The organism is Buchnera aphidicola (Aphis fabae) (assembly GCF_009069125.1).
GTDB lineage: Bacteria > Pseudomonadota > Gammaproteobacteria > Enterobacterales > Enterobacteriaceae > Buchnera > Buchnera aphidicola_BB.
Window position 1 is genome coordinate 219358 of the sequence record NZ_CP042427.1, and the last position, 15739, is coordinate 235096.

15 protein-coding genes are annotated in these 15739 nt (G+C 24.5%); 3 read left to right on the forward strand and 12 right to left on the reverse strand.

The features are described from left to right. The first annotated feature begins 17 nt into the window (after nt 1-17). From FQV33_RS01045 to queE, 3 genes are all read left to right on the forward strand, one after another. Nucleotides 18-1682, forward strand: coding sequence for a CTP synthase (locus tag FQV33_RS01045; protein WP_158347818.1), 1665 nt, complete (start codon nt 18-20; stop codon nt 1680-1682). Beyond that, entirely contained in the window at nt 1675-2988 is a 1314-nt protein-coding gene (gene eno / locus FQV33_RS01050) for a phosphopyruvate hydratase (protein ID WP_158347820.1), read from the forward strand. Before FQV33_RS01045 ends, eno begins: the two co-directional genes overlap by 8 nt. An 87-nt stretch (nt 2989-3075) precedes the next feature. Beyond that, on the forward strand, nt 3076-3729 hold the full coding sequence (gene queE / locus FQV33_RS01055) for a 7-carboxy-7-deazaguanine synthase QueE (protein WP_158347822.1): 654 nt from the start codon (nt 3076-3078) through the stop codon (nt 3727-3729). A gap of 13 nt (nt 3730-3742) precedes the next feature. Here queE and queD read toward each other — a convergent pair whose 3' ends face one another. The 12 genes from queD to FQV33_RS01120 form a co-directional block, all read right to left on the reverse strand. Further along, the gene (gene queD, locus FQV33_RS01060; protein WP_158348521.1) at nt 3743-4105 is read right to left on the reverse strand and encodes a 6-carboxytetrahydropterin synthase QueD; all 363 of its coding nucleotides are present in this window, start codon (nt 4103-4105) and stop codon (nt 3743-3745) included. Nucleotides 4106-4145: 40 nt separating this feature from the next. Further along, on the reverse strand, nt 4146-4730 hold the full coding sequence (locus FQV33_RS01065) for a murein hydrolase activator EnvC family protein (RefSeq protein WP_158347824.1): 585 nt from the start codon (nt 4728-4730) through the stop codon (nt 4146-4148). Between the two features lie 529 nt (nt 4731-5259). After that, nucleotides 5260-5748, reverse strand: a complete 489-nt coding sequence (ispF, locus tag FQV33_RS01075; RefSeq protein ID WP_158347826.1) for a 2-C-methyl-D-erythritol 2,4-cyclodiphosphate synthase — start codon at nt 5746-5748, stop codon at nt 5260-5262. Between the two features lie 20 nt (nt 5749-5768). Then, complete coding sequence (gene ispD / locus FQV33_RS01080; RefSeq protein ID WP_158347828.1) at nt 5769-6479, reverse strand: 2-C-methyl-D-erythritol 4-phosphate cytidylyltransferase; 711 nt, start codon at nt 6477-6479, stop codon at nt 5769-5771. Nucleotides 6480-6513: 34 nt separating this feature from the next. Further along, complete coding sequence (locus tag FQV33_RS01085; RefSeq protein ID WP_158347830.1) at nt 6514-6714, reverse strand: septum formation initiator family protein; 201 nt, start codon at nt 6712-6714, stop codon at nt 6514-6516. Nucleotides 6715-6754: 40 nt separating this feature from the next. Continuing rightward, the gene (gene cysC / locus FQV33_RS01090; RefSeq protein WP_158347832.1) at nt 6755-7375 is read right to left on the reverse strand and encodes an adenylyl-sulfate kinase; all 621 of its coding nucleotides are present in this window, start codon (nt 7373-7375) and stop codon (nt 6755-6757) included. A 19-nt stretch (nt 7376-7394) separates the two neighbouring features. After that, complete coding sequence (gene cysN / locus FQV33_RS01095; RefSeq protein ID WP_158347834.1) at nt 7395-8813, reverse strand: sulfate adenylyltransferase subunit CysN; 1419 nt, start codon at nt 8811-8813, stop codon at nt 7395-7397. A 33-nt stretch (nt 8814-8846) separates the two neighbouring features. Beyond that, nucleotides 8847-9755: a sulfate adenylyltransferase subunit CysD gene (gene cysD, locus FQV33_RS01100; RefSeq protein ID WP_158347836.1), complete on the reverse strand. Its 909-nt coding sequence runs from the start codon at nt 9753-9755 to the stop codon at nt 8847-8849. 9 nt (nt 9756-9764) lie between these two features. Beyond that, a complete protein-coding gene (gene cysG, locus FQV33_RS01105) occupies nt 9765-11183 on the reverse strand; it encodes a siroheme synthase CysG (RefSeq protein WP_158347838.1) in 1419 nt (472 codons plus the stop codon). Nucleotides 11184-11331: 148 nt separating this feature from the next. After that, nucleotides 11332-12072: a phosphoadenylyl-sulfate reductase gene (locus FQV33_RS01110; protein ID WP_158347842.1), complete on the reverse strand. Its 741-nt coding sequence runs from the start codon at nt 12070-12072 to the stop codon at nt 11332-11334. Nucleotides 12073-12084: 12 nt separating this feature from the next. Then, on the reverse strand, nt 12085-13788 hold the full coding sequence (gene cysI, locus FQV33_RS01115; protein ID WP_158347844.1) for an assimilatory sulfite reductase (NADPH) hemoprotein subunit: 1704 nt from the start codon (nt 13786-13788) through the stop codon (nt 12085-12087). Then, nucleotides 13788-15602 carry an assimilatory sulfite reductase (NADPH) flavoprotein subunit gene (locus FQV33_RS01120; protein WP_158347846.1) on the reverse strand — a complete coding sequence of 605 codons (1815 nt, stop codon included), beginning with the start codon at nt 15600-15602 and terminating at the stop codon, nt 13788-13790. The genes cysI and FQV33_RS01120 overlap by 1 nt, the downstream gene beginning before the upstream one ends. Nucleotides 15603-15739: the final 137 nt, after the last annotated feature.

The following is a 15739-nucleotide window of genomic DNA, read 5'->3' on the forward strand; positions in this document are numbered from 1 at the left end:
ATATTTTTACATTTAGCATGACTAAAAATTACATTTTCATCACTGGTGGTGTTGTTTCATCTTTAGGAAAGGGTATTGCAGCAGCTTCTTTAGGAGCTATATTAGAAGCAAGAGATCTTAAAATAACTATTATGAAATTAGATCCGTATATTAATGTTGATCCAGGAACTATGAGTCCTATTCAACATGGAGAAGTATTTGTTACTGAAGATGGAGCTGAAACTGATTTAGATTTAGGACATTATGAAAGGTTCATTAGAACAAAAATGACATGTTTAAACAATTTTACAACAGGAAGCATTTATTCTGAAGTATTAAAAAAAGAAAGAAGAGGAGACTATTTAGGTGCAACTATTCAAGTAATACCTCATATTACTAATGCTATTAAAGAAAGAATTATTTTATGTTCTAAAAATAGTGATGTTATTCTTGTAGAAATAGGTGGAACAGTTGGAGATATTGAATCTTTACCATTTTTAGAGGCAATTCGACAAATAGCAGTTGATATTGGTAGAAAGAATGTAATTTATATACATTTAACACTTGTACCATATATTGAAACAGCTGGAGAAATTAAAACCAAACCGACACAACATTCTGTAAAAGAACTACTATCTATTGGCATACAACCAGATATTTTAATCTGTCGATCGCAAAAAGACATACCAATAAATGAAAGAAAAAAGATCGCACTTTTTTGCAACGTTCCAGTTAATGCGGTTATATCGTTAAAAGATGTTGATTCAATATACACGATTCCAAAATTATTAAAAGATCAAAAATTAGATAATTATATTTGTAAATATTTTAAATTAAATGTTCCTGAAGCTAATTTGACAGAATGGGAAAAAGTTATTTATGAAGAAAAACATTCTAATAATACCATTGTTATTGGTATTATTGGAAAATATGTCAAATTACCTGATGCATATAAATCTGTAATAGAAGCACTAAAACATGCAGGTCTAAAAAACAAAATTAAAGTAAATATAAAACTAATTAATTCTCAAGAAATAGAAAATAAAAATTTTCAATCTTTGAAAAATCTTAATGGTATTTTAATACCTGGAGGTTTTGGGGATCGTGGTGTAATAGGAAAATTATTATCAGTTAAATATGCTCGAGAAAATAATATTCCATATTTTGGAATATGTTTAGGAATGCAAATAGCAATAATAGAATTCGCACAAAACGTAATAGGAATTAAAGATGCAAATTCTACAGAATTTGATCCTAAATGTAAATTTCCTGTAATTGATTTAATTAAAAAACAAAGCCAAAATATAAAATATATTATTAATGATAAAAAAAGAAATAATGCTAATTTAGGAGGTACTATGAGACTAGGTAGCCAACCTTGTAAATTAACCTTTAATAGTTTATCTCGAAAATTATATAAAAAAGATATTATTTTAGAAAGACATCGACATCGCTATGAAGTAAATAATATTTTATTAAAAAAAATTGAAAAATTTGGATTTAAAATTGCAGGAAGATCAGAAAATAATAATGTAGTTGAAATTATAGAAATATCAAATCATCCATGGTTTCTTGGTTGCCAATTTCATCCTGAGTTTACTTCTACACCACGTGATGGACATCCATTGTTTATAGATTTTATTAAATCCGCAGAACAATATAAAAATAAAAACACTAAATATATAAAGGTAAAAAATGGCTAAAATAATAAATATAATAGGTCGTGAAATTCTAGATTCTCGAGGCCATCCTACAGTAGAAGCTGAAGTACATCTTGAAGATGGTTCCATTGGTTTGGCATCAGTTCCTTCTGGCGCTTCTACTGGATCTTTAGAAGCTTTAGAATTACGTGATAAAGATAAAAATCGTTTTATGGGTAAGGGTGTTCTTAAAGCAGTTGAACTAATTAATAACAATATTCGTGATGCTTTAATAAACAAAAATGCTAATGATCAAAGTCATATTGATCAAATTATGATTAATCTAGATGGCACTAAAAATAAATCTAAATTAGGTTCTAATTCAATTTTATCTGTATCTTTAAGTGTAGCAAAAGCAGCTGCATCTTCTAAAAGAATACCTTTATATCAACATATATCAGAACTGAATAACTCACCAGGTGTCTTTTCAATGCCTCTTCCAATGATTAATATTATTAATGGTGGAGCGCATGCAAATAATAATATTGATCTTCAAGAGTTTATGATACAACCTATTAGTGCAAAATCAATTAAAGAAGCAATACGTATAGGAACAGAAATATTTCATTCATTAGGAAATTTACTTAAAGATAAGGGTATTAGTACAACAGTAGGTGATGAAGGTGGTTATGCTCCTAATTTGGAATCTAATGAAGAAGCTTTAAATATAATTCAAGATGCAATAAATAAAACTAAATATAAATTAGGTCAGGACATTACATTAGCTATAGATTGTGCAGCTTCTGAATTATACAATATAAATTGTAAAAAATATCAATTTAAAGGAGAAAAAATAGAATTCAATTCAATAGAATTAACTCATTATTTAAAAGAATTATGTAAAAAGTATCCTATTATTTCGATTGAAGATGGTCAAAATGAATCTGATTGGGAAGGGTTTTTATATCAAACTAAAATTTTAGGAAATACTATACAATTAGTAGGAGATGATTTTTTTGCTACAAATTCAGAGCTTTTAAAAAAAGGAATTAAAAAAGGAGTTGGAAACTCTATTTTAATAAAATTAAATCAAATTGGAACATTAACTGAAACAATTAAAACTATAAAAATTGCAAAAAAAGCTAATTATAGTACTATTATTTCTCATCGTTCTGGTGAAACTGAAGATGCTACAATAGCAGACTTAGCAGTAGGAACAGCATCTGGACAAATTAAAACAGGATCTATGTGTCGTTCTGATAGAACAGCAAAATATAATCAACTCATTAGAATTGAAGAAAATTTAGGTATAAAAAACGCTCCTTTTTATGGTTTAAAAGAAGTAAAATCATCTTTCTCAAGCTTATAAATTTTTAAAGAGAATCAGGTATTTTTTTAAATATACCTGTTTCTCATTACATTTTACTCTAGTAATTAATTTATGGATATTAATACAATGCGTTACCCAATTAATGAAATTTTTCAAACTATACAAGGCGAAGGTTATTATACTGGTACACCATCAATTTTTATTCGATTACAAGGATGTCCAGTACATTGTAACTGGTGTGATACTAAATATACATGGATTTGTGATGATAAAGACAATGTTTCTTCAAAAGAAATAATAAACAAAAAGCAAGTCAGCAAACAATGGAGTTTTATAACTATAGAAGAAATATTGGTAATACTAAAAAAATGGACTGCTAAACATATAGTTATTAGCGGAGGCGAACCATGTTTATATAATCTTTTATATATAACAAAAATATTAGAAACAAAGGGTTACCAATGTCAAATAGAAACTAGCGGCATAAAAAACATTATATGCTCTTCAAATACTTGGATTACTCTTTCTCCAAAAAAAAATATGAAACCATTAAATGAATCCATAATACGTTCTAATGAAATAAAATTTCCTATTTTAAAACAAGAAGATTTATTATATGTATATGATATTTTATCAAATATAAAAGATACAAAAAAACGCATTATTTATTTACAACCTATTAGTCAAAATAAAAAAGCATTAAATATCTGTATTGATATATGTATAAAACAAAATTGGAAATTATCAGTACAATTACATAAATATATTAAAATTCAATAAAATTTTATTATTTTTAAATGTCTTTATAAATACATCCAGATGTACACGTTTCTTTAATTATAACAGCATTTAATTCTAATAAATTAGGCTTTAAACGATCCCAAATCCATTTAGCTAAAATTTCGCTAGTAGGATTTTCTAATCCTGGAATATCATTAAGCAAATAATGATCTAATTGATCATAAATAGGTTGAAATAATAATTTTATATCACTATAATCCATAATCCAACCTTTATCTTTATCAATTACCCCTTTAAGTTCTAAACGAACAAAAAAAGAATGACCATGTAATCTATTACATTTGTGTGCTTTAGGAAGATTTGGCAAATAATGTGCTGCTTCAAATTGAAAATCTTTAAATATAGTAGTATTTATCATGTTGTTATATATCTTATAAAAAGAATTAATTAAATTTTTAATGTTTTTTTAATTTTATGTTAGGAAATAAAGTTAATAAGTTAATTGGAGTTCCTTGAAATCTGATATCAAAATATAATTTTGCTAAGTTATTATTTGAATATCCCATAGTAGATATTTTTTGGTTTGCATATACTTGATCATTTAATTTAACAAAAACTTTTTTATTAAATCCATATATACTTAAATAATTATTATCATGTTTAATAATAATTAATTTTCCGTAACTTTTAAAAATATCACCAATATAAACTACTTTTCCCTTAGCAGAAGAAAAAATAGATTGTCCTTGAGTACCTGATATTTCAATACCGTTATTGTTAATAGAATAATTATAAAAAAATTTCATATATGGATTTTTTAAAGGCCAGTACCAATGTTCAGAAACAACATTTTTTTTTGAAACAATCTCGTTTTTTTTGTTATAGTTTGGATTATAAAAAAAACATATTTCAGTTAAGAATGTATTTTTATTTAAAATATTTATAATATTTAATTTTTGATTAAAAAAACTTGTATATAAAATATGTTTTTTATATTTATCACTATAAATAATATAATTTATTTTTTTAGTGTTAATCATTGAAATATTATCTACTAATATTTTTTGACCGATGAATATTGTATAGGGTTTATTAAAATTATTATATTTTAATAATTGATTAAAATTATAATGAAGACGTTTTGAAATAGAATATAGAGTATCGTTTTTTTTAACAACATAAAATATACTAAAAGTATTATCTTTTAAAAAGCCAATATAATTTTTATTCTCAATAATAACTGAGTATTTTTTAGAATATTTTTTATTTTTTTTTAAAAATGAAAAGCATTCTTTTTTATGTTTTTTTTTAAATCATTTTTAATATAGAAAATTTTTTTACAATTTAAATAAATATTTTCTTTTTTTTTAAATAAATTATTTGCAAATATATAATTGTTATAAAAAAATAATATAAATATTAATAAAAAAAATTTGTTTTTAAAAAAATTAAGTTGCATTAAATTACACCATTTTATTAGATACATAATAAATATTACTAAAAATATTATTTGTAAAAGAAAATGAACTTAAAATATACTTGATAAGCATCATTTTTAATAGAATTATTTTAAATATTTTTTTTTTCATATTTAAATAACATTACAATAGATTGACATGCAATTCCTTCTTTTCTTCCAATACATCCTATTTGCTTTGAACTTGTTGATTTAATGCTAATATTGTTTATTTTAGTATTTAAATCAATTGCTAAATTTGACCTCATTAAAAAAATATAAGATAACATCTTAGGAGATTCAGCAATAATAGTACTATCTATGTTAGATATATAATAATTTTTTAATAAAATTTTTTTCCAAATTTTTTTTAACAAAATCCGACTATCAATGTTTTTATATTTTTCTTCTGTACTTGGGAAAAAAGTTCCAATATCTCCTAACGCAACAGCTCCTAATAATGCATCTATTAAAGAATGTATTAATACATCACCATTAGAATAAGCAATCAATCCTTGATGATTAGGAATATTTACACCTCCAATAATTAATGGTTTTGAACTTCCAAATGCATGTAAATCAAAACCATATCCAATTCTCATTTTATCAATACATCCTTCTTTTAAATATTAAATAGTTCTTTAAGATATATTTCAGCGAAAATAAGATCTTCAGGAAAAGTAATTTTAATATTTTTATAACTACTTAAAACGATTAACGGATGATATCCACAATATTCTAAAGCTGAAGATTCATCTGTTATATTAACATCATCTTGAATAATTTTTTCTAAACAAAATCGTAGTAAATTTATTGGAAATAATTGAGGAGTTAAAGCATGCCATAATTTTTTACGAGAAATAGTATGTGATATTTTGTTAGTTTTATCGATAATATATTTCATCGTATCACATGTTGGTCGAGCTAAAATACCACCTATTTTACTTTTTCCAATAATAGCAATTAATTTTTCTAAATCTTTATAGCTTAAACACGGTCGAACAGCATCATGAACTATTACCCAATTTGCATTTGTTGGTACAATTAATCCTGATAAAACCGAATTAATTCTTTTATTGCCACCAATGACAGATGTAACTCGTATATTTGATGCTATAGATAATTTATGGAAATAGTTATCTTGTTTATGTAAACTTACAATAATACGGACTATACTGGGGTGTGATAATAATGTCATTAAAGTATATTCAAGAATAGTACGATTTTTAATTTTGATATATTGTTTTGGAATGTCTAATAACATTCTTTTACCTATTCCTGCAGCTGGAACAATAGCGATAATTTTAGATTTTAAACTATTCCGAGATATCATTTTATACCTAATACTATGTATTTAAAATACAATTTTAATCTTTAATTTTATCATTTAACTCTTGAATTTCTAGTAATAATTTATTATTTTTTATTTCAAGAGCTTGATTTATTTTTTTATAAATTATAATTTTTTTATAAATTTTCATATAATCTAAAATACCATTTTTTCCGATCCAAAGAGAATATTGTAACCAAAAAAATAATAAAAATAAAAATATTTTCAATATTCTCATATAATTACTCTAAATAATTTTATTTTAATATTAAAATGATTTATGAATACATAGAAAAAAATATAATGTTATTTTCATGTAATTTTTTTATTAACTTTTTAATATTTTCTTTTATAGAAATCGTACCATCTAAATAAATATCAGGTTTGTCTGGAGCTTCATATACAGAATCTATACCAGTAAAATTTAATATTTCATTACAACGAGATTTTTTATATAATCCTTTAGAATCACGTTCTTCACATATATTTAAAGGAGTATCAACAAAAACTTCTAAAAAATTATCTTTTCCTAGAATATTAGAAGCCATTAATCTTTGTTTCTTATATGGAGAAATAGCCGAAACTAAAACCATAATACCTGCATCTAACATTAATTTAGCAACCTCTGAAATACGTCGAATATTTTCATTACGATCGATAGAACAAAAAGTTAAATCTGAACATAATCCAGATCTAATATTATCTCCGTCTAATACATAAGTATTAATGTTATTTTCAAATAATATTTTTTCTAACATATTAGAAATAGTAGATTTTCCTGATCCAGAAAGTCCTGTAAACCATATAACTTTAGATTTATAATGATTTTTATTTTCTCGTTTTATACGAGTTATTTCATATTTTTGAAAAATAATATTTTTTCTAAAGTGATTGTTCATTTTAATAAAAACCTATGCTTTACTTTTTTATATTCCAATGTGGAAAATATTTTAAAATCAAATTATATAAATCTGATTCAAAATCTTGTGTATTATTTTTAAAAACAATATTTTTATTCTTTGAGGATTTGTTTATCATACCTGCTCCAACCGTGGTATTTTTTAAAAAATCAATAAAAATTAAATTACCTGTAAATTTATTTTTTTTATAATCATCAAATAACATAGCTTCACTAAATACTACTTTGACTCTACCAATACTATTTAATTTTAATGCATTAGATTGATTTTCGACTAAAGTATTAACATTAATTTGAAATAAAATTTCTTTAACATAAGCACGTGTTTTTTTGCCTGATAATTTTACATTGTATGATTTACCTATTTTTAAAGGATCATCAGACATCCATACAATATCAATGATGGCTTCTTGAGACGGTTCTAAATCAGAATCAACGTTTACAAAAAAATCTCCTCGACTAATATCTATTTCATCTTTTAAAACTATTGTAATTGCTTGTCCAACATATGCTGTTTTTAAATCTTGATTAAACGTTAAAATACGAGAAACAGATGAAGTAATATTAATAGGTAATATTTTTATCAATTGATCTACTTGAATTGTTCCAGAAAATAAAGTACCTGAATAACCACGAAAATTCGAATTTGGTCGATTTACATATTGCACTGGAAATCTCATTTCTTTTGAATAAATATTATCTTTGATTTCAATTGTTTCTAGAAGATCTAATAATGTATTACTTTTATACCAAGACATTAATTGACTTGAAAAAACAATATTTTCGCCTGTTAAAGCAGATATAGGAACAAAAAAAATTTTTAAATTTTTAGGAAGTTTTTGACAAAACAAAAGAAAATTTTTTTTTATGTTTAAAAATATTTTTTCATTATAATCAACTAAATCCATTTTATTTACTGCAACTACTAAATATTTTATTCCAAGTAAAGCAGATATAAAACTATGTCGATAAGTCTGTTCTGACAACCCTTTTTTTACATCAATTAAAATAATAGATAAATCACAAGTAGAGGCGCCTGTAACCATATTACGTGTATATTGTTCATGACCTGGTGTATCTGCTATAATAAATTTTCGTTTATCAGTTGAGAAATAACGATATGCTACATCAATTGTAATACCTTGTTCACGTTCTGATTGTAATCCGTCAACTATAAGAGCAAGATCAATATTTTCTCCTTGTGTGCCATGACGTTTACTATCTTTTTTTAAAGAAGATAATTGATCATCATAAATTTGCTTAGTATCATGTAATAAACGTCCAATTAATGTACTCTTTCCATCATCAACACTACCACATGTTAAAAATTTTAATAAAGTTTTTTTTTCATTTAAATATATCCAGTTTTTAAAATGATCGTAAAAATTGATATTTTTTATATTAACATTAGTATTCATGTTTTTTAAATTTAACCTATATTAAACATATTGTTAAAAGTAACCTTGTCTTTTTTTAAATTCCATTGAATTTTTTTGATCATAATCAATAGATCGACCTGTTCGTTCACTAGTTTTAGTTATTAATGTTTCTTTAATAACATCTTGAAGAGTTTGAGCAGTTGATTCAATTGCACTAGTTAAAGGCCAACAACCTAATGTTCTAAATCGAACCATTTTATAATTAATTTTTTCATTTGAATTTAGTTTAATACGTTTATCATTAATTACTAAAAGAACACCATTTCTTTCTAAAACTGGACGTATAGCTGCAAAATATAGAGGAACAATTTCAATTTGTTCTAAAAAAATATATTGCCAAATATCTAATTCAGTCCAATTTGATAATGGAAAAACACGAATATTTTCTCCTTTATTTATTTGACTGTTATAATTCCACCATAATTCTGGACGTTGTTTTTTTGGGTCCCATTGATTAAAAGCATCACGAAATGAGTAAATTCGCTCTTTAGAACGAGATTTTTCTTCATCTCTTCTAGCGCCACCAAAAGCAGCATCAAACTTATATTTATTTATTGCTTCTTTTAATGCTTCTGTTTTCATTATATCAGTATATTTTGAGTTATTATCTTTAAAAGGATCAAGACCTAATAACTTACCTTGCATATTATAATGTATAATAACTTCTAAGTTATCACTTTTAGCAATATGATCTCTAAAAGTATACATTTCTTTAAACTTCCAACCAGTGTCTATATGTAATAGTGGAAATGGTAAACGCCCAGGATAAAAAGATTTTTTTGCAAGATGTAACATCACAGAAGAATCTTTACCAATAGAATAAAGCATGACAGGATTTTCAAATTCTGCTATTACTTCTCTCATTATATAAATACTTTCTGATTCTAATTGACGTAGATGAGTAGTATTTTTTTTAAACATTATATTTCCTTATATGTTTATTACTGAAGAGGTAGTCTTAAGATTATTAAAATTAGAAAGATTTTTAAACCATTTTAGTTTTCTATGCAATAGAACTACTGGTCCGATAATTAATAAAGTTGGACTTACAGTAAGTTTAAATATTTTATCAATTTCATCTAAACGACCTATCAGAACTTGTTGATTTATAGTAGTACCTTGACTAATAATCGCTATTGGAGTAGATTTTAAACGACCATGTAAAATGAGTTTTTTAGAAATTTCTAAAGCTTTTAAACTTCCCATATAAACAACTAAAGTATAAGAAGGATCCGATAAAACAGACCAATTATTTGAAATATTATTGATACATTTACAACCCGTAATAAATATTACTCCTTGTGCATAATCACGGTGTGTTAATGGTATACCAGCATAAGCAGAAACACCAATTCCAGCAGTAATCCCAGGAACAACTTGAACATTAATATTTGCATTTTTTGCAGCTTCTAATTCTTCGCCTCCTCTACCAAATATAAAAGCATCTCCTCCTTTTAAACGCACTACTCTTTTACCTTGTTTAGCTAAAAAAATTAATAACTTTATAATTTTTTTTTGAGTAATACTTTTTAATCCAGCACGTTTTCCAACATAAATACATTTTGCGTCTCTACGAATAAGATTTAATATATCTTTAGAAACTAAATTATCATATAAAACCACATCTGCTTCTTGCATTACTTGCAATGCTCTTAAAGTTAATAAGTCACTATTTCCAGGTCCAGCACCAACTAAGATAATTTCTCCTATTAATGTATTCGGTTGTGTAATCATTTTTTCTATAGTAGAAATTGCTTTTTTTTCCTTTCCATTAATAATATGTTGAACAAAAATACTATTAAATAGTTTTTCCCAAAAACGTTTTCTTTCTAAAACATTAGAAAATTTTTCTTTAATTATTTTTCTCCATTTCCCAGCCATATTAGCAATATTACCTAATCTTTTTGGAAGTATTGCTTCAATTTTTTCACGTAATAAACGAAGTAAAACTGGTGCTGTTCCACCTGAAGAAATAGCTAATATTATAGGAGAACGATCGATAATAGAAGGAAAAATAAAAGAACATTTTGATTGGTCATCTACTACATTAACTAATATTCTTAATTTACTACATTTTTCAAAGATTGTTTTATTTAACTCAGTATTATTAGTAGCTGCTATTACTAAAAAAACATTTTTTAAATAAGATATTTTAAATTCTTGACCAATCCAAAATATTTTTTTTTGAGCTAATAAGTATCTAATTTCAGAACATAGATCTTTTGCAATAATGTTAATTATAGCATTTGCACGTAATAATAATTTAATTTTATTAAAAGCAATGTCACCAGCTCCTATTACTAATGTATTTTTACATTTTAAATCTAAAAAAATAGGTAAATATTCCACGTTAAACCCATAAAATATAATAAAAAATTTATATAAATTTTAAAAATAAGTATTAACAAAATAATTACAACTGATAACATTAATATTTCATAAATACTTATCAAAAGAAGTTGAAATATTAATGTATAAAATTTAAATATTTTAAATCTTATTCTTTATTATTATGTAATCCACATTCACGTTTTAAACCAAAAAAACGTGTGTCTTCTTCAAGCATACCAGGTGTATACTTTTGAGTAGTATGAACATCTCCTACAGATACATAACCTTCTCTTAATAGAGGATGATTATCTAAATTATTATTTTTTATATATTTATAAACTTCATGATTAGACCAATCTACAATTGGAAGTATTTTAAATACTCCTTTTTGAATAGAAATATATGGTAAATTACTTCTACTATGAGACTGTTGATGACGTAGTCCTGCAAACCATGTTTGTACTGATAATTTTTTTAAAGCTAACTCCATTGGTTTTATTTTATTAATTTTATTATATAAATCAATTCCTTTTAATCCTTGTTCCCATAACTTTCCATATCTTGCTTCTTGCCACGCTGGTGAAATATCTGATCGAAAAACTTTTAAATTTAAATTTAATTTTTTTTTAATTATATCAATAAAATGATACGTTTGAGGAAATAAGTATCCTGTATCAATTAATATAATCGGAATATTAGGTTCTTGTTTAACTATAAGATGCAACAATACAACTGATTGAATACCAAAACTAGATGATGTTACATGTATACCAGGTAATTTTCTAAGAGCCCAAGATATACGTTTTTCTGCTGAATATTTAGACATTAATATATTACATTCAGACAACAATTCTTTTTTTTTTTCAAAATTTAAAATATTTATATTTTTATAATCAAAATAATGCATTTTTTCTCGCTATTAATTCCAAAAGTCATGAATAGGATTGATTACTTCTTTCACAATTTTTTTTCTAATAATAAAATCACCAAAATCTTCATTTTCTTGACGATAAATAGACCAATCTTTTATTAAACATTCTAAATGTACTAAAATTTCTTTTTCTGTAATATTTTCTTTATATATTTTCGGAATTCTACTACCTATCCTATTTCCACCTATATATAAATTATATTTACCTATAGATTTTCCGATCAAACCAATTTCAGATAACAAAGATCTTCCACAACCATTTGGGCATCCTGAAATACGTACAATAATTATTTCTTTTTGCATTCCATATTTTAACATGATATTTTCTAGTTTAGTAATGAAAAAAGGTAATATACGTTCTGCTTCTGCCATTGCTAAAGGACAGGTTGGGAAAGAAACGCAAGCCATAGAATTTTCACGTAATTTACTAATTTTTTTAATTAACCCATAGGATATGGCAATTTTTTCAATTTTATTTTTATTTTCACTTGATATTTCTGAAATAATTATATTTTGATTAGATGTTAACCTAAAATTCCCCTTATGAACAGTTGCAATTTTAAACAATCCCGATTTTAATAATTGATTATTATTATCACATATACGTCCATTCTGTACAAATATTGTTAAACTCCAATTATTATTAATATCTTTTTTCCACCCTATTTTATCTCCTCTAGTATTAAATAAATAAGAACGAATTGGTTCAAAAGTTATATTTGCTCTTTTTTCAACTTCTTTTTTAAATATGTTAAACCCTACATTGTTTATAGTATATCTAGTTTTTGCATTTTTACGATTAGTTCGATTGCCCCAATCTCGTTGTGTTGTAACTATAGCTTTAGCAACAGATAAAGTTTTATCAAGAGTGATATAACCTAATTCTAAAGCAAGAAAAGGCCAAGTTTTTTTATTTCCATGAGTAATAGATAGTCCCCCTCCTATTAATACATTAAAACCTACTATTTTAGTATTTTCTATAATAGCTATAAAATTCATATCATTTGCATATAAATCTACATCATTATGAGGAGGTATAACTACTGTTGTTTTGAATTTTCTTGGTAAATACGTTTTCCCAAGAATAGGTTCATGATCAGTACTAAAAACTTTTTTTTGATCCAACCAAATTTCTGCATATGCTTTTGTGTGAGGTAATAAAAAATTAGAAATTTTTCGAGCCCATTCATAGCATTCTTGATGAGCTTCAGATTCCATAGGATCAGATGTACAAAGTACATTTCTATTAACATCATTTGCAGTTCCTAAAGCATCTAAACCTATTTTATGTAATATTTGATGAATATTTTTTAAGTTTTTTTTTAAAATACCATGTATTTGAAAAGTTTGACGATTAGTTAATCGAATAGTTTTATATAACGTATTGTTACTAGCAAAAGAATCAATTTTCAACCATTGTGTAGATGATATAACCCCACCAGGTAATCTACAACGTAACATCATAGCATAACGCGGTTCTAATTTTTGTTCATTACGTTCTACACGAAGATCACGATCATCTTGTTGATACATACCATGAAATCGAATTAGTGAATAATTATCTCCACTAAAACCATTGGTAATTTCATTTTTTAAGTCATCAACAATAGTTCCTCGAAGATAGTTACTATTTTCTTTAACATACTCTTCTTTAGTAAGAGTTACAGATGATTTTTTAAAATTTTTTGTCATTAATATACATCCCTTTGATAACGTTTATTTAAACGTAAATTATTTAAAAATTCATTTGAACTTTCTATACTCATACTTCCATTTTGACTGATAATATCTAAAAGTGCTTCTTCAACATCTTTAGCCATTTTAGAGGCATTTCCACATATATATATGTGTGCATTTTTTTCTATCCACTTCCATATTTCTTGTCCATTTTCTCTTATTTTATCTTGTATATATATTTTTTTTTCTTGATCTCTTGACCATGCTAAAGTCATTTTAGTAAGAATCCTATTCTTTAAATATTTTTGCCATTCTATTTGATATAAGAAATCTTCAGTAAAATTCGGGTTTCCAAAAAATATCCAATTTTCTCCAGTAGCATTATCGTTATCTCGTTGTTGTATAAATGATCGATATGGAGCTATACCAGTTCCTGATCCAATCATAATAATTGGTGTATTTATATTTTGAGGTAATCGAAAATTATTATTTTTCTCAACAAAAACTTTTACTGGATCATCAATATTTAATAACTCTGATAAATAACCTGAGGCCCCACCTAAATGTACACAACCAGATATAATTTTTTTAACAACACTAACTGTAATATGAATTTCATCATTAATTTCAGATTGTGATGAAGAAATAGAATATAATCTAGGAGTTAAAGGACGTAAAATATCAACAAATTTTTGAGAATCAATTTTTTGAGGATAATCGATAATCATATTAATTAAAGGTGTATTTTTTACATAATTATCTAAATCTTTATCACTTAATATTATTTCTTTTAAAAATTTATTTTGTGTAATATCAGCATATTTCTTTACGATATTCTTAGTATTATTAGTTAGCTCAAAATTATTTTTTAAAGCATCAGAAATATTTATATTTTTATTTTTAATTTTAATTACATCGGATGTTTTTATAGATAACAATTTTAATATTTTTTTTACTAAATCATTATTGTTTTGATACCATATACCTAATGCATCACCAGGTGTATATTTAAGATTTAAATTACTAATATTTAATTCAATATGACGAATATCTTTAGTTGAATTCCGACCAGTGATTTTTTGATTAGTTAATATAGTTGCTATAGCAGGATTATATTTTGTATATATACTAGTTTTATTAGAAAAAAAATCTTTTTTTGAAGCAAAAGAAGTAGAAAAAGATATATCTATTTTATTAATTGTAATTAATAGTTCTTTAGACCATTTAATATAATCATCTTCATATTCAATATCAACATCTAATCGATTAAGTAATTTTTTACCTCCTAATTCATCAAATCTTTTATCAAAATCTTTTCCAGCTTGACAAAATAAATTATAAGAACTGTCTCCTAAAGCAAACACACTATACTGAAGATTATTTAATTTAGGAGCTCTTTTGGACATAATAAATTTATATAAAGATAAAGCTTCTTCAGGAGGTTCACCTTCACCTTGAGTAGAAATTATTAATATTAAAAACTTTTCATTGTTTATTTTTTTAAAATTATAATCAGAAGCATTAACTAAATAATTTTTTTTATTGTGATCGTTTAAATATTTATTAAGACGTTCTGAAAGTAGTCGAGCATTACCAGTTTGAGAAGCTGATATAATTGTAATAATATTATTATCTATTTTTTTTTGCTCTGAAGAGAATGTATTTGTATTTTTTTCAACATTAGAATAATCTTGATTAGCTAAATGCCAAAAATAACCTGAAAGCCAAGAAAATTGAATTTTAGAGAAATTTTGTTCAAATTTTTTTAAAAGATCTATTTGCTCTAAGCTTAATGGAAACATAGAATCAAAAGGATTTTCATTCTTCATTATACTAAATACCTAAATTTCATTAAATTAAAATTAAATATAACTAATTTAATATAATTTACAGAAATTATTAATTTTTAGCTACTAATAAAATAATCAAAAAATTATATATAAAAATAAAAATTTTATTATTTTTA